The 25,050-nt window shown below is 71.2% G+C and carries 21 protein-coding genes, 1 tRNA gene and 1 pseudogene; 11 read left to right on the top strand and 12 right to left on the bottom strand.

What is annotated here, in order from left to right; genetic code table 11:
- Positions 1-252 precede the first annotated feature (252 nt).
- Both CITRI_RS0106335 and CITRI_RS0106330 read right to left on the bottom strand, forming a co-directional pair.
- Positions 253-1,632 carry an SH3 domain-containing protein gene (locus CITRI_RS0106335; RefSeq protein WP_010143836.1) on the bottom strand — a complete coding sequence of 460 codons (1,380 nt, stop codon included), beginning with the start codon at positions 1,630-1,632 and terminating at the stop codon, positions 253-255.
- A gap of 382 nt (positions 1,633-2,014) precedes the next feature.
- Positions 2,015-2,087 (bottom strand) — tRNA-Ala (locus CITRI_RS0106330).
- 482 nt (positions 2,088-2,569) lie between these two features.
- On the opposite strand from CITRI_RS0106330, the gene CITRI_RS0106325 reads away from it, so the two are divergent.
- A complete protein-coding gene (locus CITRI_RS0106325) occupies positions 2,570-4,285 on the top strand; it encodes a sodium:proline symporter (RefSeq protein ID WP_010143835.1) in 1,716 nt (571 codons plus the stop codon).
- A 53-nt stretch (positions 4,286-4,338) separates the two neighbouring features.
- On the top strand, positions 4,339-4,467 hold the full coding sequence (locus CITRI_RS20145) for a putative transporter small subunit (RefSeq protein ID WP_029139091.1): 129 nt from the start codon (positions 4,339-4,341) through the stop codon (positions 4,465-4,467).
- Between the two features lie 106 nt (positions 4,468-4,573).
- Here the strand turns inward: CITRI_RS20145 and CITRI_RS0106315 are convergent, their stop codons facing one another.
- The 3 genes from CITRI_RS0106315 to CITRI_RS0106305 form a co-directional block, all read right to left on the bottom strand.
- Positions 4,574-4,969 carry a glyoxalase/bleomycin resistance/extradiol dioxygenase family protein gene (locus CITRI_RS0106315; protein ID WP_010143834.1) on the bottom strand — a complete coding sequence of 132 codons (396 nt, stop codon included), beginning with the start codon at positions 4,967-4,969 and terminating at the stop codon, positions 4,574-4,576.
- A gap of 93 nt (positions 4,970-5,062) precedes the next feature.
- Positions 5,063-5,590, bottom strand: a complete 528-nt coding sequence (locus CITRI_RS0106310; protein WP_010143833.1) for a hypothetical protein — start codon at positions 5,588-5,590, stop codon at positions 5,063-5,065.
- Between the two features lie 80 nt (positions 5,591-5,670).
- Complete coding sequence (locus CITRI_RS0106305) at positions 5,671-6,171, bottom strand: DUF456 domain-containing protein (RefSeq protein ID WP_010143832.1); 501 nt, start codon at positions 6,169-6,171, stop codon at positions 5,671-5,673.
- Positions 6,172-6,260: 89 nt separating this feature from the next.
- On the opposite strand from CITRI_RS0106305, the gene ald reads away from it, so the two are divergent.
- Complete coding sequence (gene ald / locus CITRI_RS0106300; protein WP_010143831.1) at positions 6,261-7,400, top strand: alanine dehydrogenase; 1,140 nt, start codon at positions 6,261-6,263, stop codon at positions 7,398-7,400.
- Here the strand turns inward: ald and CITRI_RS16600 are convergent.
- Complete coding sequence (locus CITRI_RS16600; RefSeq protein WP_010143830.1) at positions 7,367-7,936, bottom strand: DedA family protein; 570 nt, start codon at positions 7,934-7,936, stop codon at positions 7,367-7,369. The genes ald and CITRI_RS16600 overlap by 34 nt on opposite strands.
- A gap of 9 nt (positions 7,937-7,945) precedes the next feature.
- A complete protein-coding gene (locus CITRI_RS19320) occupies positions 7,946-8,329 on the bottom strand; it encodes a hypothetical protein (RefSeq protein ID WP_010143829.1) in 384 nt (127 codons plus the stop codon).
- A gap of 10 nt (positions 8,330-8,339) precedes the next feature.
- Between CITRI_RS19320 and CITRI_RS19315 the strand changes: the two genes are divergently transcribed.
- Positions 8,340-8,738, top strand: coding sequence for a GerMN domain-containing protein (locus tag CITRI_RS19315; protein WP_010143828.1), 399 nt, complete (start codon positions 8,340-8,342; stop codon positions 8,736-8,738).
- Between the two features lie 81 nt (positions 8,739-8,819).
- Here CITRI_RS19315 and CITRI_RS16595 read toward each other — a convergent pair whose 3' ends face one another.
- The gene (locus CITRI_RS16595; RefSeq protein WP_157998906.1) at positions 8,820-10,067 is read right to left on the bottom strand and encodes a flavin reductase family protein; all 1,248 of its coding nucleotides are present in this window, start codon (positions 10,065-10,067) and stop codon (positions 8,820-8,822) included.
- Positions 10,068-10,332: 265 nt separating this feature from the next.
- Between CITRI_RS16595 and CITRI_RS0106275 the strand changes: the two genes are divergently transcribed.
- The 7 genes from CITRI_RS0106275 (at position 10,333) to CITRI_RS0106245 (ending at position 20,944) form a co-directional block, all read left to right on the top strand.
- On the top strand, positions 10,333-12,138 hold the full coding sequence (locus tag CITRI_RS0106275; protein WP_010143826.1) for an iron ABC transporter permease: 1,806 nt from the start codon (positions 10,333-10,335) through the stop codon (positions 12,136-12,138).
- Positions 12,139-12,146: 8 nt separating this feature from the next.
- Positions 12,147-13,259, top strand: coding sequence for an ABC transporter ATP-binding protein (locus CITRI_RS0106270; RefSeq protein ID WP_010143825.1), 1,113 nt, complete (start codon positions 12,147-12,149; stop codon positions 13,257-13,259).
- Positions 13,260-13,328: 69 nt separating this feature from the next.
- Positions 13,329-14,441, top strand: a complete 1,113-nt coding sequence (locus tag CITRI_RS0106265) for an ABC transporter substrate-binding protein (RefSeq protein ID WP_010143824.1) — start codon at positions 13,329-13,331, stop codon at positions 14,439-14,441.
- Between the two features lie 95 nt (positions 14,442-14,536).
- A complete protein-coding gene (locus tag CITRI_RS0106260) occupies positions 14,537-15,586 on the top strand; it encodes an MBL fold metallo-hydrolase (protein ID WP_010143823.1) in 1,050 nt (349 codons plus the stop codon).
- A 186-nt stretch (positions 15,587-15,772) separates the two neighbouring features.
- Entirely contained in the window at positions 15,773-17,449 is a 1,677-nt protein-coding gene (locus tag CITRI_RS16590) for an FAD-dependent monooxygenase (RefSeq protein WP_010143822.1), read from the top strand.
- A gap of 61 nt (positions 17,450-17,510) precedes the next feature.
- The gene (locus CITRI_RS0106250) at positions 17,511-19,523 is read left to right on the top strand and encodes an NAD(P)/FAD-dependent oxidoreductase (RefSeq protein WP_010143821.1); all 2,013 of its coding nucleotides are present in this window, start codon (positions 17,511-17,513) and stop codon (positions 19,521-19,523) included.
- Entirely contained in the window at positions 19,520-20,944 is a 1,425-nt protein-coding gene (locus CITRI_RS0106245; RefSeq protein WP_010143820.1) for a carboxylesterase family protein, read from the top strand. The genes CITRI_RS0106250 and CITRI_RS0106245 overlap by 4 nt, the downstream gene beginning before the upstream one ends.
- A gap of 216 nt (positions 20,945-21,160) precedes the next feature.
- Here the strand turns inward: CITRI_RS0106245 and CITRI_RS20395 are convergent, their stop codons facing one another.
- The 4 genes and pseudogenes from CITRI_RS20395 to CITRI_RS0106230 form a co-directional block, all read right to left on the bottom strand.
- Entirely contained in the window at positions 21,161-22,264 is a 1,104-nt protein-coding gene (locus CITRI_RS20395; RefSeq protein WP_255347880.1) for an MmgE/PrpD family protein, read from the bottom strand.
- Positions 22,149-22,589, bottom strand: a pseudogene (locus CITRI_RS20585) (MmgE/PrpD family protein); the annotation flags it as partial. The gene CITRI_RS20395 and the pseudogene CITRI_RS20585, both read right to left, overlap by 116 nt.
- 1 nt (position 22,590) lies before the next feature.
- The gene (locus CITRI_RS0106235; RefSeq protein WP_010143818.1) at positions 22,591-24,027 is read right to left on the bottom strand and encodes an MFS transporter; all 1,437 of its coding nucleotides are present in this window, start codon (positions 24,025-24,027) and stop codon (positions 22,591-22,593) included.
- Positions 24,028-24,151: 124 nt separating this feature from the next.
- A complete protein-coding gene (locus CITRI_RS0106230; protein ID WP_010143817.1) occupies positions 24,152-25,036 on the bottom strand; it encodes a VOC family protein in 885 nt (294 codons plus the stop codon).
- Positions 25,037-25,050 lie beyond the last annotated feature (14 nt).

Genomic DNA, 25,050 nt, shown 5'->3' with positions numbered 1-25,050 from the left:
CACGGTTCGGCCGTCGGCGCGACAGACCGCCGGACTTTCATCGCAGACAACCGCATGGAGCTGTCCGCTGGTGGAAACGCACGCACCGGAACCGTTCACGACAGGGGATTCGGTGGAAAGATGGGCCGTCGAGCATGGGCGGGGAGACATCGTTCGGCCCGCACCCCGGCGCGGCAACGGGCCGGGACTGGCCGGTTGCACACCGTGGTGTGCAACCGATTCGGGTCCCGGCCCGCTGAGGGTGGGCGGTGGTCAGACCCGTTGGCCGGCGATGAGCTTCTTGGCGTGGTTCAGTTGCGTGGTGGTGCAGCTGCCGCCGTAGCCGCTGTACCACGTGGTGGTGACGCCGTTCTTGGTGGAGCTGTTGATGCGCTTGGCGCCCATCACCTCGGACATGCAGTCGGCCATGTGCTCGGTGCCCTTGTGGTACGAATAACCCGGCCAGAACGTGTTCGATCCGCCCTTCGGATAGATCCGGTCCATGGCCTTGTCCATGGCCGGCCCGTCGTACTGGTAGGCCCGATACTGCAGGATGTGGGCGCACTCGTGGTACTGGGTGGTCAGGGACTGGGGGCTGCTGACCGGGTGATCTGAGCCGATCTCGATCAGCTCCGTCACGGTCATCGCGTCGGGCCCGTACGTGTAGGCGTAGAAGGAGGCGAAGCCCCCGGTGCCCGGGTAGGTCTTCACCGGGACGCCCCAGCACCACTTGGCGATGTTGTTGGCGGCGCGCTGGGAGTAACCGGTGGCGTTCGGGTAGGGCTTGGCGGTGGTCCCGGGCTGGCCGGCTGACAGGAGGTCCGCGCTCACCCAGCCGGTGGTGGTGCCGTACGTGATGCGGGTGAGCATCCCGGTGGAGCTTACCTTGGTCACCTTGGCCTGGGCCGGGATGTTGACCAGCTTCTCGCTCAGGTCCTGGTCGGCATACAGGCCCGTGGCCGTCTTGGTCCACAGGGCGACGGTGCTCGTCGACGGCTTCGGGGCGGCGGACCTGGTCAGGTGTCCGGAGTGGATCCAGCCGGTGGAGGCGCCGGCCTTGAGGTGGAGCCACGACCCGCTCTTCTTGCCGGTGGTGGTCACGGCAGCACCCTTGGCCAGCTTGCGCACCACCCCGTGGTTGGTGGAGGCCCCCTTGCGCAAATTCACGGCGACCTTGGTCGTGTAGGCCACTCCGGCGGCGGTGGACTGGGTCGCGGTACCGGCCTTGGCGGCGACCTTGACCAGGTGCCCGGAGTGCACCCAACCGATGACGGACCCGGCGGTGACCTTGATCCAGGCCCCGCTGGTCTTGCCGGTGGCGGTGACCGTGGCCCCCTGGGCGAGCTTGCGGATCGCGGCGGTCTTGGTACTGGCCGCCAGGCGCAGGTTCACGGCCACCTTGGTCCTGAACGCGGTCCCCGCAGGGACCGTGACGGCGGTCGTCTTGGTGGACAGCATCGAGGAGACCTGCCCGGGGGCGGTCCGGATGACCGGGGTGAGCGGTGTGCGGTCGGAGGTGGCCGTGACCACGGACCCCTCCCCCACTGCAGAACTGTCGGGCTGGACGGCTGCCGAGGCGCTGCCGCAGACGGTCAGGGTCAGGGCGGCGACAACGGTGACCGCGGCGAACTGGGAACGGATCTTGTGGAGCATGGCAGACGGTTCTCCGGGGAGTAGGCGCGAGAGGAGGAGTGTCGGTGTGAGGTGGTCCACACGGTGTGTTACATGCGCAGATTACGTGCAGGTCAGGGCGATTGGCACGATCCGCCTCAATCGTGACCCGTGTCGGAGTCAGCCCGGGCAACCAGGCAGGCAGTGTCGTCCGGGTCGCGCTGACCCACGCCGGAGGAAGACACGGGCCGGCCGCAGAGAGGGAGTGAGAAGGATCAGCTCCCCCAGCCGACGGTGGAGTCATACGGGAACGACGGTTCCTCGTCGGAGCATCAGCACATGTGATCGCCAGGGGCACCTGAGGCAACGGGGAATCCGGAGAGGGGGCTCGGGGATGGATCCCCGATCCCATCAGGAAACAGAGTGGAGCCTAGGGGAGTCGAACCCCTGACCTTTTCATTGCGAACGAAACGCTCTACCAACTGAGCTAAGGCCCCGCGGCGACGGCATCGGCCGAAACGCGCTCCACCATCATACGACGACCGGCCCGCTAGCGCCCAAATCACCCGGAGGGCCCGGAGACCTCCCATTGTGAACGGCGCACAAAGCGCATCTGACATGGACTGTTACGCCTCCGGGTGTCGACGGGCTTGAAGTTGCTGATGCAAACATGAGAAGCTACAGCGTCCGGTCGAGCACCGGATCCGGTGTGTGCGAGCCCCTAAGGGTGCGTGCCCGAGGTACCCCTGAGGTACTCCTCGGTGCATGCAGACCCGCTCCGTGGCTCCCGCCGGAGGCGGCCCCCAAGGGCCAGCCGGACCGGTCCTCGCAGGCCGGTCGCGCCGGTCCGCGAGGACTGACGCGTGCGATCCGAGAGGGGACGCCGCCAGCTCAGGGAGGTGTCGTCGGAGCGCTGTCATTGTCGCCGACAGAAAGGGACGGGATGCCACCCGTACAGGAAATCAACCAACTGGGAATCATGGCAGTGGTCCTGCTGCTGATCCTCTTCTACGGCGGAACCATGTGGATGTCGGTGAGGATCAGCCAGAAGAACGAGAACGCCGACGGGTACATGACCGCCGGCGGCAACATCGGATTCGGCATCTCGGCGGCATCGATGACCGCCACCTGGATCTGGGCCTCCTCGATGTACGCCTCCGCCACCGCGGGGTACACCTACGGCGTCGCCGGCCCCATCCACTACGGGCTCTGGGGAGCCCTGATGATCCTGTTCATCTACCCGTTCGGCAAGCGCATCCGCAAGGTCGCCCCGAAGGCCCACACGCTCGCCGAGGTCATGTACGCCCGGCACGGCCGCTCCTCCCAGCTGATGCTGGCCGGCTCCAACGTCCTGGGCTCCCTCATCTCCCTGACCTCCAACTTCATCGCCGGCGGCGCGTTGATCTCCATGCTGTCCCCGCTCAGCTTCGGGGCGGGCATCGTCATCGTGGCCGGGGGCGTGCTGATGTACACCCTGTGGTCCGGGTTCCGCGCCTCCGTGCTCACCGACTTCGCCCAGGTGATGTTCATGCTGGGCGCCGCCGTCGTGATCATCCCGGTGATCTTCTTCGTGGCCGGCGGGCCCGGCATGTTCGAGGCCGGCGTCGCCGCGGGCACCGTGACCCCGGAGCAGGGCAGCTTCTTCTCCTCGGACGCCTTCATGAACCAGGGCGCCCCCTACATCGCGGCGGTGCTGGCCTACGCCATCGGCAACCAGACCATCGCCCAGCGACTGTTCTCCGTGCGTGAGGACCTCATCAAGCCCACGTTCGTCACCGCCACCATCGGCTACGGCGGCGCCGTGATCGGCATCGGCATGCTCGGCGTGATGGCCCTGTACCTGGGCGTGGAGCCCATGAACGGGGACGTCAACAACCTGATCCCGCAGATGGCCGGCACCTACCTCGGCCCGGTCCTGCTGGCCCTGGCGTTCCTGATGATCATCGGGGCCCTGTCCTCCACGGCCGACTCGGACCTCGCCGCGCTGTCCTCCATCGTCATGTCGGACATGTACGGCCAGTCGGTCGGCAAGGAGAACGTCAAGCCGAAGACGATGCTGCTCGTCGGCCGTGTCACCATGATCATCGCCACCGCCGCCGCGTTGTACTTCGCCACCGCACAGTTCAACATCCTGGACCTGCTGGTGTTCGTCGGCGCGCTCTGGGGCTGCCTCGTGTTCCCGGTGATCGCCTCCTTCTACTGGCCCAAGGTCACCAACGCGGCCTTCAGCGTCAGCGTCCTGGCGGCCCTCGTGGCCTTCCTGCCGGTGCGCTTCGAGTGGATCCCGTTCACCGGCGCCCTCGGCTTCGGCGTGGAGCTGCTGGCGACGATCGGCATCGGCGTGGTGCTGGGCATCATGTCCTTCGGCTTCTTCGGACTGAAGCCCGCCGTGATCATCGGCGGTGTGGCCACCGTGGCCGCCGCACCGTTCACGTTCTTCTTCCTGCGTGACTACACGGTGCTCTCGGCCTCGCTGGTCGCCTACGCGGTCTCGTTCCTGGTCTGCTACCTCATGTCCTTCCGCTCGAAGCAGGACTTCGACTTCGACATCATCAAGGACATCACCGGCGAGTTCGACCCCGAGCACCCGGCTCCCGCCCAGGGCGCCGACGAGCCCGAGCTGGCCACCCGCGGCGCCGCGTCCGCCGGTGGTGCCGGGACCGCTGGCACCGCTGCGGACCGCCGGCGGGACTGACCCCGCCGCGAGCCCGGACCCATCGCAACTCCCCGTCCCCTGAAAGGACTCACATGACCATCGGACTGACCGTCTACGTCCTGATGTGGCCCGTCATCGTGGCCGTCATCCTCTTCCTCATCGCGCGCGGCTTCTTCCGCGACGTGTCCCAGGCCAAGAAGGAGGGCCGCCCGGTCATCTGACCGGCGCACTGCGGGGCCCGGGGACCACCCGGCCCACGACGACGGGGCGTCACCTTGCGCGGGTGGCGCCCCGTCGTCGTTCCCACCCGGCCCGCGGCGCCGTGCCCTACGACGCGTCCGGAGCCTCGTCGGTGGCCCGGACGCCCAGGTAGACCAGGAACCCGTCCGGGTCGCGCACCTGGGCCACGCGCTCACCCCAGGGCATCTCCTGCGGGGGCGCGACGATGGTGGCGCCGGCGGCATGGGCCCGGCGGGTGACCTCGTCGATGTCGTCCACGTAGAACCACAGGGCCGCCCGGGAGTCGTTGCCGCCGATGTCCAGCTCCCGGCCGATCGCCAGGAAGGCCCCGCCCATCCGCAGCACGACGAACACGTCCCGCGACTCGTCGTCCGGAGCGGGGAAGCCGTAGGTCCGCACGGCGTCGAAGGCATCCCGGTAGAACCTGACCAGGCGGGGCAGGTCATCGGTCTTCAGGATGGGGAAACCACTGCGCACGACCATGCGCGACAGCCTATGTCAGCCGATGTCAGGGCACCACGGCGCCCCGCCGCGACCGGGTGCCCCAGTTCACTCCCCCGCCGCTCCGGCGCCGGGTCAGCGCCCGGGCGGGGCGCAGGTCCACTCCAGTCCTGCCACGGACGAGCCCTCGGCGCAGGCCGCCCCGACGCGTTCGCCCTCCACCGGCTCGGCCCCGTCCCAGGCCACCGCGAAGGGCAGCTCGGCGATCTTCAGCCAGCGCTGCCCGTCCACCACGCCGGTGGCCTCCACGTGTCCGGAGGCGTGGTGCAGGCCCGTGGCCGTCAGCGCCACCACCGACCCGATGATCCCACCGACCACGAGCATCGCGGACAGCAGTGCCGCCATCGCCAGGCCCACCCGGTTGCTCGCCGCGGCGCGATCCGTGCCGGCCTCCGGCCCTCCCCCACCGGTGACGCCGGGCCCCTCCTCCCCCGCACGACCGCCTGCGCCGCCGGGCCGTTCCCGGCGCACGGCGGTGACCAACTGGGGGATCACCACGACGGCGGCGATCAGCCCGAGCACGCCGGCCACGGCGCACAGCACGAGCAGCGTCCAGTCCGTGGTGGCGCCGGTCTGCTCCAGCTGGATGTCGTAGATGCCCATGGTTCCCTCCGGTCGTCGGATGCGTGTCAGCGGGTCGGTCGGTGTCAGGGGTTGCGTCAGGGGTTGCGTCAGGCGTCGCGTCAGCGGTTCGCGAAGTGCACGATCGTGCCGATGGCGAAGGACGAGGCCGCCAGGGAGGCGCAGGTGAACTCGACGAGGATGCCGAGGCCCATCGACTTCAGGGCCTCCCAGGAGGAGCGGACGGCCAGCCTCAGGTCACGGCGGCGGACCAGTTCGGCCACGAGCAGTCCCGCGGCGAAACCGACGAACAGGCCCACCACCGGGATCACGAACATGCCGACGATCCCGCAGACGACGCCCACGACGATCGGGCCGTGCGGGATCTGTTCGCGCCGCATCTTCCGGCCGGTCAGTACCGCCGAGGCACTCATCCCGGCCACGGCCAGGCCGGCCCCGACGATCGCAGCGGTCCACGCCGCGGGCGAACCCAGGATCCAGGCCCAGGCGATGAGCGTGATGATGGTCAGGACGGAACCGGGCAGGATGGGGAAGACCGTGCCCAGCACGGCCACCGCGAGCAGCAGTCCGGCGATGACGGTCGTGATGATCTGGTAATCCACTCCCTCAGTATGCGCTCGACCCCTCGTTGATCAGGACCTGCCTGCCGCCAGCACTCCCGCACACGGCCCGCTGGCGGTAGCGTCGGTGCATGCTCATCGGCGTTCCCACAGAGATCAAGAACAATGAGTTCCGCGTCGGCCTGACCCCCGGTGGCGTCTCCGAGCTCGTCATCCACGGCCACGACGTGCTGGTCCAGCCCGGCGCCGGGATCGGTTCCGGCATCACGGACGCCCAGTACGTCGACGCCGGCGCGCGACTGGCCGAGAGCGCCGAGGAGGTCTGGGACCAGGCCGGGCTCCTGCTCAAGGTCAAGGAACCGGTGGACGGCGAGCTGCAGCTGATGCGCCGCGGGCGGGTCCTCTTCACCTACCTGCACCTCGCGGCGGACAGGGAGCTCTCCCGGGCGGTGCTGGACTCGGGCGTCACGGCGATCGCCTACGAGACCGTCACGCGCGGCAGGGCCCTGCCGCTGCTGGCCCCGATGAGCCAGGTCGCCGGCCGGATCGCCCCGATGGCCGGGGCCTACCACCTGACCCAGGCCCAGGGTGGGTCCGGCATCCTGATGGGCGGGGTCCCCGGGACCCGGCGCGGCCGCGTCGCGGTGATCGGGGCCGGCGTCGCCGGGGAGGCCGCCGCGGTGATCGCGGCGGGGCTGGGTGCGGACGTGACCGTGCTGGACATCAACCTCGACCGCCTGACCCAGCTGGACACCGTGTACCAGGGCCGGCTGCGGACCATGGCGTCCTCGACGCTGAGCATCGCGGAGGCCGTGGCGGACGCGGACCTGGTGATCGGCTCGGTCCTCATCCCCGGTGCGGCGGCGCCGAAGCTCGTCACCGAGGACATGGTCTCGGCGATGCGCCCGGGCTCGGTGCTCGTGGACATCGCCATCGACCAGGGCGGTTGTTTCGAGAACTCCCGGCCGACCACGCACGAGGACCCCACCTACCGCATCGGCGAGCAGGTCTACTACTGCGTGGCCAACATCCCGGGCGCCGTCCCGCAGACCTCCACGGCCGCCCTGACGAACGCCACCCTGCCCTACGTCCTGAAGATCGCCGACCACGGATGGCGCGCCGCGCTGGCCTCCGACGAGGGCTTCACCGCGGGCCTCAACGCCCACGACGGCGTCCTCACCCACCGTGGGGTGGCGGACGCCGTCGCCGGACCGCTGGGACTGGACCTCGACTCGGCCTACCGGCCGGCATCGGAGGTCGTGTCCGGCTGAGCGCCGGCCCGGGCCGCCGCGGCGCGCTCCGCCACGGTCCGGGCACGGCGCTGGGTCCGGGAGGCGCGCAGCAGGGCCATCCCGCCGGTACGCCACAGCACCAGGACCGCGACGCCGGCCAGGGCCAGGACCAGCGCCGCGGCGGCCCAGGGACTGGCCACGGCGGTGGTGATGACGGCCCAGACCACCGCCATGCCGACGGTGCCGTAGATGACGCCCCAGATCAGTGCGCCCACGAGCATGGCGGGGATGAACCGGCGCCAGCGCATCCGGGTGATGCCGGCGGTGCTGATCACAGCGGTCTGGAGGCCCACGGTCATGAAGCACAGGGGGATCGCCCACGGGCCCCAGCGGTCCACGAACCTCATGGCGCGCAGGTAGAGCGGCCCGGACAGGTGCCGGCGCAGGGACGTGCGCGCGGCACCGGCGGCGATCCCGCGCGCGAGGGCATAGGTGGTGGTCGCGCGGACGATCGCCAGGGACCAGAACAGCAAGATGGCCCAGCCGAGCGGCAGGGAGGCGATCCAGTCCATCATGGTTCGAGTCTAGGCGCGGCGCTCGTCTAGGCTCAGGGGCATGAGCTTGACGCGAACACCACGCCGACCCCTTCTCGCCGTCGCCGGCCTGGCCGCGGCGCTCTCCCTCGGCCTGACCGCCTGCCAGGTCGCCGACGTGCCCACCGAGACCCCGACCCCGGCCTCCTCGCCTGCCAGTTCGAGCGCGAGCCCCAGTGCCAGCCCGTCAGCCTCCGCGTCCAGCCAGGCCGCGTCCCCCACCGAGACGCGGGCCGCCTCCGCGTCGGCGTCCGAGTCGCCGTCGGCGTCGGCCGCACCCGCGACCGAGGCCCCGGCCTCGTCGTCCCCCGCGGCCTCGACACCGGCGTCGGCCCCGTCCTCGACTCCGGCCGCGGCCACGGCCGGCGAGGCCACCGTCTACTGGGTGTCCCCGGCCGGGTCCGGTCATCAGGGCATCGAGTTCCCCGGGTGCGGTGAGCTGCTGGTCGAGTCCACCGTGAAGGCATCCAGCTCCGGTGAGGTCGGGACCGCCGAGCGCGTCGAGGCCGGCATCGAGGCCCTGCTGGAGGACCGGACGTACGAGCACTCCAACGGCCTGGTCAACGCCCTGTACCAGTCCGAGCTGAGCGTCCAGGACGTCTCCATCGAGGGTGACACCGTCACCGTGGACCTGACCGGCCAGCCGATGTCCGCCGGCAGCTGCGCCGATCCGCAGATCATCGGCCAGCTCGAGTACACCGCCACCGCCAACGCCGGCACCTACACCGCCGAGGTGCTCGTGGACGGAACCCCCATCCAGGAGTTCATGAGCCAGAAGGGCTGATCCCCCCGATGGAGACACGACGAACGCCCCGGGCCCTGGCCCGGGGCGTTCGTCGTGCCAGCCCGTCCGGGGGCCGGCCGTTCAGGCGCTGCGCAGCCCAGCGGCGGCGTAGCGCGCGTAGTCCTTGGCCGCAGCGCTCGAGAGGGTCTGGGTGACCTCGGACGCGGCCTGCTGCAGGGCCTTCACCCACTCCAGCACGGTGGCCCCGTCCACTCCCGAGGGCAGGTGGCACAACCGCAGCACCAGGCCGGAGTTGGTGGGCTCCCCGGCGCCGGGGGCGAAGACCGGGACCACCACGCTCGCCAGGTCGATCGAGCGGTCCGCCGCGCTGACGGACCCGCCGAAGAAGTGCCCCGCCCCCGCGATCGTGGTGCGCACGGCGCGGTCCCGCACCGGCGTCAGCTCGCCGTGGGCGTACTCGCTCAGGGCCTCGCCCAGGGCGGCGTACCCCTCCGGGTCCTGGTCCACCCGGGAGATGGCGTACCCCTGGGCCCGGACGCGCTCGGCCGCCTCGCGGTAGCCGGCGATCACCTGCTCGTCCTGCGGGAAGATGCGGGAGACCCAGCGGTCCACCTGGTCGGGACTCCAGGCCACTGCGGCCTCACCCAGCGGGGGCAGGAGCGGGACGCGCACGCCGATGCGCTCGTCGGCGTCGCTGTCCCCGCCGTACGAGGTGGCACCGATGGTCTGGTCCACGGCGCTGATCTGCACGAGGGCGGCAGCGGTGCATCCGAACTGCTGGGCCAGCCGATCCAGTTGCGGGCGGGCGGCCTCCGCCACGCGCACCGCGGAGATGAGGGACTCGTCGACGTGGGCGGACAGTCCCGTGGCGGAGAAGCCGCCGTAACCGCCCTGGAAGAACAGCAACGGGGTGACCGGGCGGTTCACCGCGATGTCGTCCACCGCGACGAGGGTGATGTAGTGGTCCCCCGCCTCGACCTCCCGGTCGATGCGGCCGTGGATGTGGGCCACGGCGCCGGAGATCATCGGCGCACCCGCCGCCGAGAGCGTCCAGTCGACTTTGTCGAACTTCTGCGGGTCCTTGGAGGCCAACGTGCGGCAGGCCTGGAGCTGGTCGTGGGCGAAGACGCTGATGCACACCCGGTCGGCGGCGCGCAGCCTCGGGTAGGTCGACGAGGTCGTCATGGGCATGAAGGAGACCAGCGGGGGTTCCAGCGAGACGGAGCTGAAGGTGCCCACGACCATGCCCACGGGGGCGCCGTCGACCATGGCGGTCACGACCACCACACCCGTCGGGTAGTGCCCCATGACGTCGCGGAACGCCCGGGGGTCGAAGGTGGTCGGGGTGTCGAGAGTGGTGTCGCTCACGGGGTCCTCCTCGAGGCTGGTCGTCGCCGGCTGTCCGGGCAACATTTTGCACTGTCATAGTGAGAATATATTTGTGGTGGCGATCACGCTACCCCTCGGTCCGATTTTTTTCGGCCAGCGCCAGGACGCGGCCGTGACGAGAAATGTTTTCCGTGCATATTTTGCAAACTCGTTGACAGTGTCTGAGATCACATCCAGTATGGATTCTCAGTCCCCCCGCTCGCGCCGCCCACGGCGAGCGCCCGCCCGTTCCCGGAGAGCCATCGTGAATCGACTCAGGTCCGCCCAGCCCGCCCTGCTCCTGTTCCTGTTGTTCATCGCCGCGTTCTTCGGCTACCCGCTGCTGATGCTGGTCTACGGCGCATTCCGCAGCGGTCAGCCCGGGACCGCCGGGGAGTTCGGGCTCTCGGGTTTCGTCAACGCCTACGGCGACCCGGCCACCTGGAGCACCCTCTGGGCCTCGGTCCTGTACGCCCTCGGGGTGCAGGCCATCGGCATCGTCGGCGGCTTCGTCCTCGCGTGGCTGGCCACGCGCACGAACACCCCCGGATCCCGCACCATCACGATCACGATGGTCACGATCTTCGCGATCCCCACGCTCTTCTTCGCCATCAGCTGGGGGATGCTCACCGGCCCGACCGGACTGGTGACCCAGGTCCTGGGCACCGGGCCGGACGGCCAGGTCCGCTTCGACGCCCTCTCCTGGGCGGGACTGATCCTCGTCAGTGGCCTGAAGAGCGTGGCGGTGATGTACCTGCTGCTCATGGGCCCGGTGCGCGCCCTGAACCGCTCGATGGAGGAGGCCTCGCTGCTCTCCGGCGCCGGCAGGGTGCGGACCTTCCTGGAGATCAACATCCCGATCCTGCTGCCCACACTGTCCGGCCTGGCCATCCTCGGGTTCGTGAACTCGCTGGGCCAGCTCGACGTCGCCCTCATCCTGGGCGTGCCGGCCGGCATCTACGTCTTCCCCACCCAGATCTACGACTTCCTCGCCACCACGCCGATCCGCTACGACTCCGCGAGCGCACTGGCCCTGCTGCTGATCGCGATCATCTACCTGCTGGTGATGATCCGGTCGAAGGCCCTCGGCAACCGCAACTTCATCACCGTCACCGGCAAGGCCTACCGCGTGGAGCGCGAGGACATCGGCCGCTGGAGGTGGGCCGGCCTGGCGCTGTTCCTCGCGTACGCCGCCGTGGCCCTGGTCCTGCCGCTGGTGCAGCTGGTCATCGGGTCCTTCCAGCCCATCCTCGGCGTCACCGGGTTCACCCTGCGCCACTACACGGAACTGCTCACCACCCCGAACGTCCTGCGCGCCCTGCAGAACACCTTCTTCGTGGGCATCCTGGCCGGGTTCTTCGCCACCGTGCTGGCCGTGGTCATCAGCTACGTGGCGTTGCGCAGCAAGCACCGGTTGTCCAAGGTCCCGGAACTGATCGTCTGGGCTGTGGTGGCGGTCCCCGGCATCGTCCTCGCCCTGGCCATCACGTGGGCCTACCTGAGCGTGCCGGGCCTGCGCACCCTCTACGGCTCCGTCTGGATCGTGCTGATCGCCCTCGTCATCGTGGTGACGCCCATCGCCCAGCGCGCCACCAGTGGCCCGGTCGGCCAGCTGGCCGTCGAACTGGAGGAGTCGGCCCGTGTCAGCGGCGCCTCCCCGGTCCGCATGATGACCAGCATCGTCGTCCCGCTCATCGGCCCCACGTTCCTGGCCTCCTGGTTCATCACCGGCGTGATGGCCGCCGGCAGTCTCGATATCCCGATCCTGCTGTCCAGCACCAAGACCGAGACCGTGTCCCTGCTGGTCTACAACTACTACACCCAGCTGGGCAACGGCTCCCGGGCCGCCGCACTGCTGTTGCTCCTGCTGGCCCTGCTGGCACTGGGCGGGGCGATCCTGCTCGGCGCCGGGCGCCTGCTGCGCTGGCGGGCCGAACGCCGGACCCGCTCCCGCGGCGACCTCGTGGACGCCGTCCGGCCGCCGTCCGGCACCGCCCGGACCGCGGCCCAGTCCCACCCCACCCCCACCCCCGACGACGCCCGCGCGGTCAGCGCGGCCGGCACCCGATAGGAAGACCCATGGCAAGAGTCAGCATTGAGTCCCTCGAGAAGCGGTACTCACCCCAGGCCGCCCCGGCCGTGCCCTCGCTGGACCTGCAGATCGAGGAGGGTGAGTTCCTGACCCTGCTGGGTCCCTCCGGCTGCGGCAAGACCACGACGCTGCGCTGCGTGGCCGGACTGGAACGCCCGACGGGCGGCCGGGTCTCGATCGGCGACGAGGTGGTCGACGCCCCCGCCCAGCGCACGCACGTCCCCCCGGAGAAGCGGGACATCGGGATGGTCTTCCAGAGCTACGCCCTGTGGCCGCACATGTCCGTGGCCGCCAACGTCGGCTACCCCCTGCGCATGCGCAAGGTCAGCGTCCCGGACCGGGCGCGCCGGGTCCGCGACGTCCTGGAGCTGGTCGGGCTCGATGAATTCGCCGGACGGATGGCCACGGACCTCTCCGGCGGCCAGCAGCAGCGCGTGGCCCTCGCCCGGGCGCTGGTCGCCAACCCGCGGCTGCTGCTGTTCGACGAGCCGTTGTCCAACCTGGACGCCCGGTTGCGCCAGGACATGCGCACCGAGCTGCGGGACATGCACCGCCGCGTGGGCACCACCTCCCTCTACGTCACCCACGACCAGGAGGAGGCGGTCTCCCTGTCCACCCGCATCGTGTTGCTGAACAAGGGACGGATCGAACAGGTCGGCACCCCGCGGGAGATCTACTGGCACCCCGTGTCCCACTTCGTGGCCGACTTCGTGGGCTACGACAACTTCCTGCGGGCCACCGTGGTCACCGCCGACGACCACGGGATCTCGGTCCGCCTGGACGACACCGAGCTGCGCCTCGACTGCCCGGCCCGCGCGGGCATCGCGGCCGGTGACGCCGTGGAGGTCGCCATGCGCTCGGCCTCGGTGATCATGGGCGAGCCGGCCACGGCGATGCCCAACCGGTTCACCGGCACGGTGACCGACATCGTCTACCTCGGCGACGAGTACATCTACGCGCTGGAGGTGGGTCCCCAGCGGTTCTCGGTCTCCCTGCGCACGGCCGAGGTGGCCAACATCTGGCCCCACGGGTCACCCCTGGTCGGCCAGGACGTCATCGCCGGGATCCCGGTGGACTCCCTGGCCTGCCTGCCGCTCTGACCACCCTCCCCCTCCCCTGCACTCCCCTTCCCCGCGCCCCCGCGGGGAATCCCCCTGAAAGGTCGATCCATGAAATCACGCACCCTCCTCACCACCCTCGGGCTGGCCTCGGCACTCCTCCTGACCGGCTGCGGCGGTGACGCCCCGGCCTCCGAGGGACTCGGCGAACGCGACGGGGTCGAGGCCGCGTCCGGGCTCGGCGGGGCCGAGGCCCAGGCCCAGTTCGAGCAGATGTACGCCGAGGCGGTGGAGAGCGGCCAGACCACGGTGAACGTCTACACCCCCCTGACGGCGACCTGGCCGGGCGTGTTCGAGGCCTTCCAGGAGCGCTTCCCCGAGATCCGCGTGGAGCCGCTGCAGGTCGTCGGCGCCGAGCTGGACACCAAGGTCTCCCAGGAGCAGGCCTCGGGACAGCGGATCGCCGACGCGGTGATCACCGGCGATGCCGGTGCCGTGGCACTGGCGGGCCGGGACTACTTCGCGGAGTTCCGTCCCTTCAACGCGGACGACCTCACGAGCGATCCCCAGTTCTCCCTCGAGGCCGGCACCCTGACCGCCGTCTCGGCCTCCCCGCGTGGGTTCGTCTACGACACGCGCCAGGACGTCGGCCTGGTCCCGGCCAGCTGGCAGGACCTGCTCGACCCGGCCCTGAAGGGCAAGATCACCATGACCGATCCGGCCACGGACGGCGGTGGCATGCAGTGGGCCGACCTGGTGCTGCACGAGGAGTCCCTGGGCGAGGACTACCTGACCGACCTGGCCGCCCAGGACGTCGTCATCTCCTCCAACACCGCGGAGTGCCACAACGCCGTGGTCCAGGGCCGCGCCTACGCCTGCATCATGGGCGCCATGGGCAACTACCTGAGCCTGACCGGGGACGGGGCCCCGGTGGAGATCACCTACCCCGTCGAGGGCGGCAACTGGGCGACCTACTGGTACGCCGGGGTCATCGACGAGGCGGAGAACGCACAGGCTGCCGAGCTGTTCACCACCTGGCTGAACACCCCGGAGGCCAACGAGGTCAAGGCCGCGGCCGGTCACGGCCCGGTGGCCAACGCCGAGGACATGGACCTGCCCTTCGAGAACCCGGCGGACGTGCCGCTGCTGCCCCGTCCGGACCTCGCCGACGTGACGGACCGGCAGAAGTCCAGCCAGCCGTTCATCGCGGGCATCTTCGGCTGACCGCTTCTCACGCGGCCACGGTGGGGGTCACCGCTCACCCGGTGGCCCCCGCCGCCGTCCCCCGACCAGCACCAGCACCAGTGGACAGGACACCCATGGACCAGCATCGCGCGCCGGGCATGCGCGTCGTCGCCCTCGGCACGGCGGGGGGCCCGCTGTTGCGCCCGGGCAGTGACCCCCGGCACCGCAGCGGGATCGCCACCGCCGTCATTGTCGAGGGCGCCGTCTACCTCGTGGACTGCGGTCACGGCGTGGCCCTGCGCATGGCGGAGGCGGGGCTGCACCCCACCGACCTGGCCGGGATCTTCATCACCCACCACCACTCCGACCACACCATCGACCTCAACTCGGTCATGGTGCTCGGCGGCCTCGCCTTCCGCGGCCAGGATGAACGCACCGTTCCCGTGCTCGGCCCGGGACGGCGGGGCGTGCTGCCCCCGGCGAACGGCCACGACGGGGCGGAACCGGAGCCCATCTTCCCGGACGCGCCCACCCCGGGCACCGCGGACCTGGTCGAGTCGCTCCTGCGGGCCCACGCCACGGACCTGAACGACCGGCGCCGGGACTCACGCGCGCCGGACCTCTCACGCATCTTCCGTGGGGTCGACATCGCCATCCCACCCCACGCCGGGTTCCATCCGGACGAGGCCAACCACCCGGTGATGGATCCGTTCGAGGTCTTCGCCGACGAGCGCGTGACGGTGACGGCCATCCTGGTCCAGCACCAGCCCATGGCGCCGGCGTTCGCGTTCCGGTTCGACTCCGTCCACGGCTCGGTCACGGTCTCCGGGGACACCGCGCCCAGCGAGAACCTGGTCCGCCTGGCCACGGGGTGCGACCTTCTCCTGCACGAGGCCATCGACCTCGCGTCGGTCGCCGCCGGATACCCGCAGGCGACCCCGCGGGACCTCGAGGCGAGCATGGGCCACCACCGGCGGGCGCACACCACACCGGAGGACGCCGGGCGCCTCGCGACCTCCGCGGGCGTGCGGACCCTGGCGCTGCATCACCTGGTCCCGGCCCACGCCCCGTCGCAGGCCTGGCAGCGGGCGGGGGACACCTTCGCCGGTGAGCTCCTGGTGCCCGCCGACGGCGAGTCGATCGAGGTCGGCACCCGGCCCGCGGCGGCGGCCAGCCTCCGCTGACGCGCGCTGCGCAGACCCTGCGCGGCTAGAATATATTCTCTATTGACCTATGCATACGCTGCCCATTAGTGTGCTGTCTCAAGTGATATGCATTACTTTCCGTCCCGGGGCGGTCCCCGTGGGGATCGGCGCCCAGGGGCATCCGGCACCCCGCCCGGGGATCCTGCCGACAGCAAGGAGGCGACAGTGATCAACCGATTCGACCCTGAGCGAGAGGTCATCGTGGTGGGGGCCGGCCCGGTGGGCCTGACCGCCGCCCTGCTGCTGGCCGACGCCGGCGTGCGGACCACCGTGGTGGAGAAGGCCACGGGCCCCGGTGACCTCCCGCGCGCGATCAGCCTGCAGGACGAGTCGTTCCGGGTCTTCGACCAGCTCGGGATCGGGGACGCCCTCAAGGCCGAATCGCTCCTGGACACCGGCAGCCGTTACTTCGGCCTGGGCGAACGTCTGCTGGCCGAGGCCCGCCCCGTCCCGTCCCGGCTCGGTCACCCGGCCAAGACGCAGTTCGACCAGCCGATCCTCGAACAGCTGCTCTTCGACCGCGCCCTGGCCCACCCGGGCCTGGAGGTCCTGCTGGGCACCGAGGCGGTCCGGCTGTCCCAGGACGCCGACGGCGTCACCCTCGAGGTGGACTCCTCCGAGGGAGCCCGCACCCTGACCGCCAGCTGGCTCATCGGTGCCGACGGCGGGCGCAGCTTCACCCGCTCCGCCCTGGGCATCGAGCTGATGGGCTCCACGCAACCGCAGCGCTGGATCGTCATCGACCTGCTCAACGAGCCCGTCCAGCGTGACCCGTTCGCCGAGTTCCACTGCGACGGCGAGCGCCCGTACGTCCTCGTGCCGGGCATCAACGGCCGTCTCCGGCTGGAGTTCATGCTCTTCGACCACGAGGACGGTGACGAGATGACCTCCCCGGACATGATCCGGGAGCTGCTCCGCCCGTTCCGCCCCTCGCTGGACCCCGCCGATGTCCGCCGGGCGGCCGTGTACGTCGCCCACCAGCGGGTGGCACGCTCCTACCGCTCCGGCCGGGCGTTCCTGGCCGGCGACGCGGCGCACCTGATGCCCCCCTTCGCCGGGCAGGGCCTCAACGCCGGCGTCCGCGACGCCTCCAACATCGCCTGGAAGCTCATCGAGGCGGTGCGGGGCGGTGCCACGGAACGCCTCCTGGACACCTACGAGACCGAGCGCCGGGTCCACGGGGCCAAGATGATGACGCTCTCGCGTCGCATCGGCGCCGTCGTCATGGCCACGCATCCCCTCGCCACCCGGGCCCGGGACCTCACGGTGCAGCTGCTGCGCAAGGCCCCGGCCGTCCACGCCTACCTCGCCAACATGCGTTTCGTCACCCCGCCGGACTACTCCGAGGGCCTCGCGGTCCGGCCCGACGCGCGGTCGGGGAACCTGCCGGGGGTGACCGTGGGGCGGGCCCTGGGCCAGCCCACGGTCACCCCCGTCACGGGCGACCTCGCCGCCGACCGCGCCCCCGGTTCTCCCGGCACCGCCGATCGGGCCGCGGGCCTCGATGCCTTCCTCGGCCGGGGCTGGTCGGTGATCGGCCTGGGCGCCGACCCCGTCGGACTGGACCCGTACTTCACCGCGATCGGCGCCACGCTGGTCCGCCTCGATTCCCCACGCGGCTCCGGGGCCCCGGCAGGCCCGGACGGGGCCGGCGTCGTCCGCGTGCGGGAGGACCGCGAGACCCTGACCGCGGGTCTGCCCGCGGAACCGGTGTTCGTGGTGGTCCGGCCGGATCACTACGTGGCCGCGGTGTTCACCCCCGGTGACCAGGACCGCGTGGTGCGGGAACTGCGCACCCACCTCGACGACCGCGTCCGCGCGGCCCGCCAGCCGGCCGCCTGACCGTCGACTCCGTCCCGCCCCGCCCCGCCCCAGGCCCCGAACCATGTTCCCAGGAGGACCCATGACCGTCATCAGCACCCCGCCGGCCGCCCAGCCGACGAACGGCGACCTGTACTGGGTGGAGCACTACCCGCCGATCACCGAGGACGACGAGACGCTGCGCCAGCTGGTCGCCGGCGCAGAGGCCCCGGTCCTGCTGGCCGCCGTGGCCACCGCCCTGCAGGACACCTCCCTGCTGCTGCCGGAGCTCTCCCCGCCGCTGCCGCCCATGGGGACCGCGCTGCAGCCCCACGGCGGCCTGGACGCCGAGCAGGTGGCCCGTGCCCAGGACCTGGCCCTCGAGGGGCTGCGCCGGCTGCGGGACGAGCGTCCGGAACCGGTGGAACAGCTCAGCACCGAGCAGGCCGACACGGTCCTGACCTGGTTCACCGGCGGCCGCGCGGCACGGGACCCGAACTGGATGGGCCAGATGAAGCATGAGTTCGCGCTGGCGCCGGACCGCAACGGTTCCCCGGACTGGCACTACGACGACTACCGCGCGGACGCGGACCGTGCGGGCACGGAGGAGTTCGAGACCCTGATCGTGGGCGCGGGGATCTCCGGGATCGCCGCCGCCTACCGCCTCCAGGAGGCCGGGCTGCCCTACAGCTGGATCGAGGCCTCGCACCGCGTGGGCGGCACCTGGTGGAAGAACCACTACCCCGGCGTGCGCCTGGACACCCCCACCTACGGCTACAGCTTCTCCTTCGCCCAGCGCGTGGACTGGCCGCACCAGTTCGCCCAGGGCCACGAGGTCCTGGACTACCTGGAGACCGTGGCCGAGAAGGCCGGGTTCACCGAGCAGATCGAGCTGAACACCTCGCTCGTGCGCGCCGTGTGGGACGAGGACTCGGCCACCTGGCTGGCCACCACCCGCACCGCCGAGGGCCGGGAGCAGACCCGCCGCTACAACGCGATCATGACCGGCGTGGGCCAGCTGGACCACCCGCACATCCCCGAGTGGCCCGGCCAGGACTCCTTCGGCGGCGCCCAGATGCACTCCCAGGAGTGGGACCACTCCGTGGACCTGCGCGGCAAGCGCGTCGCCGTGATCGGCAGCGGTGCCAGCGCCTACCAGATCGTGCCCGCGATCGCCGACGAGGTGGAGCAGCTGTACCTGTTCCAGCGCAGCGCCCCCTGGATGCTGCCGGCGCCGACCTACCACGACCCGATGTCCGAGACCGCCGACTGGCTGCACGCCAAGGTGCCCGGCTACGGCCAGTTGTTCCGCCTCTGGGTGACCGCCGGCGGCGTGGAGGGCCGGATGCACATCGCCACCGCCCAGGAGGGCTGGGAGGGTGCGCCGCTGAGCGTCTCCCGGGCCAACGAGGAGTTCCGCCAGGCCATCATCCGGCGCATGGAGGAACAGTACGAGGGCCGCCCGGACCTGCTGGAGAAGGCCATCCCGCACTACCCGCCGTCCGCCAAGCGCATGCTGCGCGACAACGGCGTCTGGGCGGCCGCGCTGAGGTCCCCGCAGACCGAGGTGATCTCCGAGGGACTGGAGTCCTTCACCCCCCACGGGCTGGTGACCGGGGACGGTCGCGAGCTGGAGGTGGACGTGGTCATCTACGCCACCGGGTTCCGGCCCTCCGACTACCTCGACCCGATCGAGATCGTCGGCCGCGGCGGCGTGGAGATCCACGACTACTGGGGCGGTGACGCGAAGGCCTTCGCCGGCATCACGGTGCCGAACTTCCCCAACTTCTTCATGCTGATGGGCCCCAACACGGGAGGCGTGGTGGCCGGGGGCCTGCACTTCATGATCGAGCGGGCCGCGGAGTACACGGTGGAGGCCATCCACCAGCTGCTCGAGCGCCGGGTCCGCGCCCTGGACCTGAAGCAGGAGGCCCTGGACCGGCACATCCGCTGGGTGGACGCCGAGAACTCCCGCATGACCTGGGGACAGCCCTACGTGAAGACCTGGTACAAGAACCGCTTCAACCGGGTCTCGCAGGTGTGGCCGTTCCAGACCACCGAGTACTGGGGGATCACGGCGGGCGTGGCGGCCGACGACTACGAGTTCCTGCCGTGACGGGACCCGCCGGCCCGGTCACCGGACTGGACGCCGTCTTCCGCTATGCCCGCAGGGCGGACCCCGCCGACCGCTTCTCCGAACCGGCACCGGCGCGCCGGGACGGGGCCGAGTCCGGCACCGTGGAGACCGCCACCGCCTTCCCCCAGGCCCCCGGCGCCCTGAACGCACTGCTGGGCGGGGCCAACGGCGAGCTGGAGCAGTCCGAGTCGGCGTTCCAGCTGCGGGTCCAGGCCCCGGACGGCGCCCGCGGGCTGCCCGTGGTGGTGTTCATCCCGGGCGGGGGGTTCCTCTCCGGCACCGGCAACGCCCGGTGGTTCACCTCCCCCGCCCTGGTCCAGGCCGGGCAGGCCGTGCTGGTGACCGTGAACTACCGGATCGGCGCCCTGGGCCACCTGGGCCCGCGGGGTGACGCCCAGGAGTCCCAGCGCCCGCTGCGTGACCTGATGGAGGCGCTGCACTGGGTCCGGGACGAGATCACCGCCCTCGGCGGGGACCCGAACAACGTCACCCTCGCCGGGGACTCCGCCGGCGCCTGGTACGCCTACGCCCTGGCCGCGGACCCACGGGCCGCCGGACTGTTCCGCCGGCTCGCGCTCATCAGCCTGCCCTGGGAACCCCCGCTCACCCCGGAGTCCCTCCGGGACCGGTGGGCGCTCATGGGAGCATCACTGGCCGACTCGGGCGGGCTGTCCAACGCTCCCCTCGACGCCCTGCTGGGCGCCCAGACGGACCTGGCCCGGGCCTACGCCGGCCGCGGCATGGCCCTCATGCCCGCCGCCGGCGGCGCGCTCACCGCGGACCTGCACGACTACGCGGTGTCCGCGGCCCGGCTGCACGTCGAGTCCCTGCTGCTGCTGTCCACCTCGGAGGAGGCGACCGCGTTCCTGCGGCCCGCTCCGGAGCAGGCCTTCCCGCCGGAGGCCGTGGACGGCTTCCTGCACGCCCGCTTCGAGGACCCGGCCGCCGTCGCCGCCTGGATCGACCGCAAGCGCCCCGGCGCCTCCGGCAAGGAGCGCATGGCAGAGGCGATGACCCTGCACCAGTTCCGGCTGGCCCACCTCGAACTGGCCAGTGCCGCCACCGGCGCGGGCCTGGACGTGCACCTCGGGGGGTTCTCCGTGCAGAGCGCACTGCCGGGGGCCGGCAGCCCGCACTGCATGCCGCTGCCCTTCCTGTTCGGCGACCGGGCCTGCTGGGCGGACGCCCCCATGCTCGAGGGGCTGGCCCCCGAGGTCTTCGAGGCCACGGCCGCCGGGCTGCAGGAGTGGTTCCTGGGCTTCGCGCGGGACGGCCGGCCCCGCGCCGCCGGGCAGCAGGTGGCACCCTTCGCCCCCGGGGACCCGCGGCGCCTGGAGTTCGACGGCGACGCCCCGCAGCTGCGGGTGCCCGGGGAGGCGGGCCTGGTGGCCCGCCGCTGAGGACGCTGGTGGGCGACCGTGCCCCGGGACCGGGCCGGTCGGGACCATAGGAACGTCACGTCACCAGGAACGTCACACGAGAAGGGCGGGGCCGGACGGCCCCGCCCTTCCCTTCTGTGACGGAGGCACGGGAGACGCATGGAGACGGGGTGCGGATCGCTCCGTCGGTACGTCGTGTGCGTCCCGGTGTGTCTGGCTGTGTCCCCGCGCGTCCGCTCACGCGTTCCCGGTGCCGAACAACCCGGTCAGCCGGCCGACGTCGGGCAGGTCCTGGAACGAGGCCACCTGCGCGGCGACCTGCTCGGCCCGAGCGGCGTCGAGCCGCCCGGAGAAGGCGGCGTTGAGGCGGTACTTCTCCAGGATCTGCCCGTGGCTCAGGGGCGCGTGGTGGACGTCCCCGAGCGGGGAGTCCACGCGCTCGCGGTGCACGGTGCCGTCGGACAACCGGACCTCCACCTCCGCGGTGAGGACCTCGCCGTCGTCGAGGGACCCCCGGATCTCGATGCGGTCCAGGAGCCGCGCCACGCGCGGGTCCGCCATCGCCTCCGGGGCCAGGTGCTCGGGACGGACGGTGCCGAAGGCGAGCGCGGCGGCCGCCGTGTAGTGGATGCTGAAGGCGGCGGACACCTCGGGACAGTCCCCCGCCTCGAACCTCTGCCCCACGAAGCCCGCCGCGGTGCGGGGGGTGACGTGGACGACCACGTGCTCGATCCGCTCGGCGCTCACGCGTGCGTCCCGCAGCAACCGGGTGCAGGCGTCCAGGGACGGCTGGGCCGCCCGGCAGCAGGACCACGGCTTGATCACCGCGTCGGCATAGAACTCCTCCCCCAGCCGCTCGAGCATCACCTCCGGGTCGGGGTCCGCGCAGTAGGTCTGCAGGAAGCCGAACCGCCCGCCGATCGGGTCCTCGGGGCCGGTCACCCCGGCCGCCGCCATCTCCGCGGCGGTGATCGCGTTGCGGGCCGCGAAGGCCATGGGCAGCTTGAAGGCGCTGGCGTGGTCGAAGATGCTGGCAACGGTCCCGGCCAGCTGGTTCACGGCGAGGCCGAGGGCGTGCCGGGTGCGCTCCTCGTCCAGGCCCATCAACAGGCAGGCGATGACGGTCGCCCCACCCCGTTGACGGTGCCGGTGTTGTCCTGTCCGGAGTAGACGTCGAATCCCGAGCCGAAGGCCAGCCGGGCCGCGATGTCCTCCCCGCGAGCAGTGCGGTGAGGACCTCCCGGCCCGTGGAGCCCTCGCGCTCGCCGACGGCCAGGGCCACGGGGACGGTGGTCCCCGTGAGATGGGCGGCCACCTGTCGTTGCCCCGGTCCCTCGGCACCCACCGGTTCGAAGTCGAAGGAGCGCATCAGCGCCGCGTTGAGCATCGCCGCGTGGTGGGCCGGAAGGCGGCGGCCGTCACCCAGGACGGTCGAGTCCGGCCGGCCGCCCCAGGCGGCGACGCTGTCCACCAGCTCCTGCATGCCGGGGGCCCGGTGGCCGGCGACGATGTTCCCCAGCCCGTCCAGCAGGCGATGGCGGGCCCGCCGCAGGACGGCCTCGCTGAAGTCCGCGTACCGGACCCGGTGGGCATGCCGGACCAGTCGGTCAGTCAGGGTCCGTTCCGCCGTGGCGAGGCCACCGGCCTGACCCGCACCGCCCGCCATCTCAAGCGTCCGTCTTCGGCCCGTGACCGGCGTCGACGGTCTGGCGGGACGTGTTCCGGGTGGCGATGCGCTTGGTCACCTTGAAGCGGGCGCGCTCCACGTGGGTGTTCTGCATCCCCTCCGCCCCCTCGGGCACCACGCGGATGCAGACCAGGCCGGCCACGAGCACGGCGATCCAGAAGACACCCACCAGCGGCAGCCCGCCGGCGATCATCAGGCCCGTGACGATCATCGGGGTGAAGCCGGCGCCCAGGGTGGAGGCCAGCTGGTAGGACAGCGAGGCGCCGGTGTACCGCACCCGGGGCGGGAACAGCTCGGAGATGAACGCGCCGATCGGGCCGGCCAGGATGCCCTGGACCACGCCGTTGCCGATGAGGATCGCGACGACGAACAGCCACGGGTCGCCACTGGTGAGCATCACCAGGATGGGCCACGCCAGCACGACCCCGGCGACGGCGCCGACGGTCAGGACGGTCCGGCGACCGATGCGGTCACTCATCCGGGCCGCCATGAAGGAGACTGCCACGGTGATCACCGCGGCGGCGCCCTTCCAGTTCAGGACCCACTCGCGACTGATGCCGTCGTTGACCGCCTGGGCCACGCCCCAGGAGGTGAGGATGCCCTGGCAGGCGTAGAAGCCGAGGCTGGCGATCAGGGTCAGGGCCACGGTCTTGGAGTGGCGGGTGACGATCTCGGCCAGCGGGGTCTTCCGCGTCTCCTCGAGCTGCTCCGCCTCGGAGGCGAGCTTCTCGAAGACCGGGGACTCGGCGACCTTGAGGCGGACCACCATGCCGATGAGGATCAGCACGGCACTGAGCAGGAAGGGCACGCGCCAGCCCCACTCGAGGAAGGCGTCACCGGTCAGCGCCGACGTCGCCGACACCACCAGGGTGGCCAGCAGGCCGCCGGCGGGGCCGCCGGCGTTGGCGAACGCCGCCGCGAAGCCTCGCCGGGAGGCCGGGGCGTGCTCCAGGGCCATCAGCGTGGCACCGCCCCACTCGCCGCCGACGGAGATTCCCTGCACCATGCGCAGCAGCACCAGGACCACCGGGGACAGCCAGCCCAGGACCTCCGGGGTCGGCAGCAGGCCGATGGCGATCGTGGCGATGCCCATCATCATCATCGACACCACGAGCATCTGCTTCCGGCCGACCCGGTCACCGAAGTGGCCGAACACCACGCCGCCCAGGGGACGGGCCAGGTACCCGGCGGCCAGGGTGCCGAACGAGGCGAAGAGCGCCAGCGCCGGGTCCAGGTTCGAGAAGAACACCTTGTCGAAGATGATCGAGGCCGCCGTCGCGTACAGGATGAAGTCGTAGTACTCGATGATCGAGCCGAGCATGCTCGACCCGAGCACGCGGCGCAGGTCCTTGGTGTTCAGGGTGTCGTTCGGCGCCGTCGGCTGGGCGTCGGCAGGGTTATTCGAGGTCTGGTGCATGGTGTCCAACTTCCGGGCGCCGGTTCGGCACGGGGGTGGCGGCCGCCACCCGGGGGTCCGGGCGGCGGCCTCGTCAGGCTGCGAGGGGGTCGCGCCCGGGACGGGGCGCAGGTGATGGCGTGGTTCAGGCCGACGTCAGGCGGCGGACGACCGGAGGGATGCCGAAGTCGCGGAAGTCCAGGGGACGGTAGTCGCTCCACATGTTCCACCAGTTGTCCTCGGCGCCCCAGATGACCGGCTCCCGGCCGTCGTCGTAGATCTGCTCCAGGTCCGTGTACAACTCCACGACGGCGCCGGAGTGCTCTACATAATAGGCCGCGATGTTGTGACCCGCGCCATGACGGACGGGGCCCCAGATCAGGTCCCGGCCGACCTTGTTCAGCCGGTCCCCCAGCTTGGCCAGGTCCGCGACCGACTGGGTCTGCCACGCGTGATGGTGGAAGGTGCCCTTGCCGGGCAGCAGCGCGATGCCGTGGTGGTCCGGGTTGCACCGCATGAAGTAGGCATAGTCGTCACCGATCACGTCGGAGAGCCGGAAGTCCAGGACACGCTGCAGGAACTCCATCATGGAGCGCGTGTTGCGCGGGTGGAAGTTGAGGTGGCCGTAGCGGTCAGGGCCGAAGCCCTTCAGCGGGGCCACGTCCGGCTGGCGCCCGATCGTGATCTCGAAGACCCAGCCCTCCGGGCCGACGAAGCTGAACCCGTCCTCGACGCCGGCCGTGCGGGTCGACTCGGCGAGGACCTCCAGGTTCTCGTCCTCGACGCGGCGGCGGATGGTCCGCAGCGCGTCGCCGTCCCGGGCGACCAGCCCGAGGGAGTCCACGCCGTTGACGTCCGATGCCCGGTAGATGAGCTCGTGGTGGACGTCGCCCGCGGCCAGGTAGGCGGCGTCCCCGGACTGCTCGGTCACGCGCAGTCCGAGCAGTTGGGTCGCGTCCCAGATGGAGGCGTCGAGATCCGTCGTCTGGATCCCCACGTGGCCCATCTCGCTGATCAGTCCCCAGGACATGTCTGTTTCCTCAT

It is taken from the genome of Citricoccus sp. CH26A, assembly GCF_000224415.1.
Lineage (GTDB): Bacteria > Actinomycetota > Actinomycetes > Actinomycetales > Micrococcaceae > Citricoccus.
The sequence above is the reverse complement of the archived record's forward strand: the minus strand, read 5'-3'. Positions and strand labels throughout refer to the sequence as shown.

What these genes read in the sequence shown, in the direction of transcription:
- CITRI_RS20145 (WP_029139091.1), top strand. Translation starts at nt 4,339, where the DNA reads ATGACCATCGGACTGACCGTCTACGTCCTGATGTGGCCCGTCATCGTG.
- CITRI_RS0106265 (WP_010143824.1), top strand. Translation starts at nt 13,329, where the DNA reads ATGAAATCACGCACCCTCCTCACCACCCTCGGGCTGGCCTCGGCACTC.
- CITRI_RS0106335 (WP_010143836.1), bottom strand. Translation starts at nt 1,632, where the DNA reads ATGCTCCACAAGATCCGTTCCCAGTTCGCCGCGGTCACCGTTGTCGCC.
- CITRI_RS0106310 (WP_010143833.1), bottom strand. Translation starts at nt 5,590, where the DNA reads ATGGGCATCTACGACATCCAGCTGGAGCAGACCGGCGCCACCACGGAC.
- CITRI_RS0106250 (WP_010143821.1), top strand. Translation starts at nt 17,511, where the DNA reads ATGACCGTCATCAGCACCCCGCCGGCCGCCCAGCCGACGAACGGCGAC.
- CITRI_RS16600 (WP_010143830.1), bottom strand. Translation starts at nt 7,936, where the DNA reads ATGATGGACTGGATCGCCTCCCTGCCGCTCGGCTGGGCCATCTTGCTG.
- CITRI_RS0106315 (WP_010143834.1), bottom strand. Translation starts at nt 4,969, where the DNA reads ATGGTCGTGCGCAGTGGTTTCCCCATCCTGAAGACCGATGACCTGCCC.
- ald (WP_010143831.1), top strand. Translation starts at nt 6,261, where the DNA reads ATGCTCATCGGCGTTCCCACAGAGATCAAGAACAATGAGTTCCGCGTC.
- CITRI_RS0106325 (WP_010143835.1), top strand. Translation starts at nt 2,570, where the DNA reads ATGGCAGTGGTCCTGCTGCTGATCCTCTTCTACGGCGGAACCATGTGG.
- CITRI_RS0106270 (WP_010143825.1), top strand. Translation starts at nt 12,147, where the DNA reads ATGGCAAGAGTCAGCATTGAGTCCCTCGAGAAGCGGTACTCACCCCAG.
- CITRI_RS0106235 (WP_010143818.1), bottom strand. Translation starts at nt 24,027, where the DNA reads ATGCACCAGACCTCGAATAACCCTGCCGACGCCCAGCCGACGGCGCCG.
- CITRI_RS0106260 (WP_010143823.1), top strand. Translation starts at nt 14,537, where the DNA reads ATGGACCAGCATCGCGCGCCGGGCATGCGCGTCGTCGCCCTCGGCACG.
- CITRI_RS0106230 (WP_010143817.1), bottom strand. Translation starts at nt 25,036, where the DNA reads ATGTCCTGGGGACTGATCAGCGAGATGGGCCACGTGGGGATCCAGACG.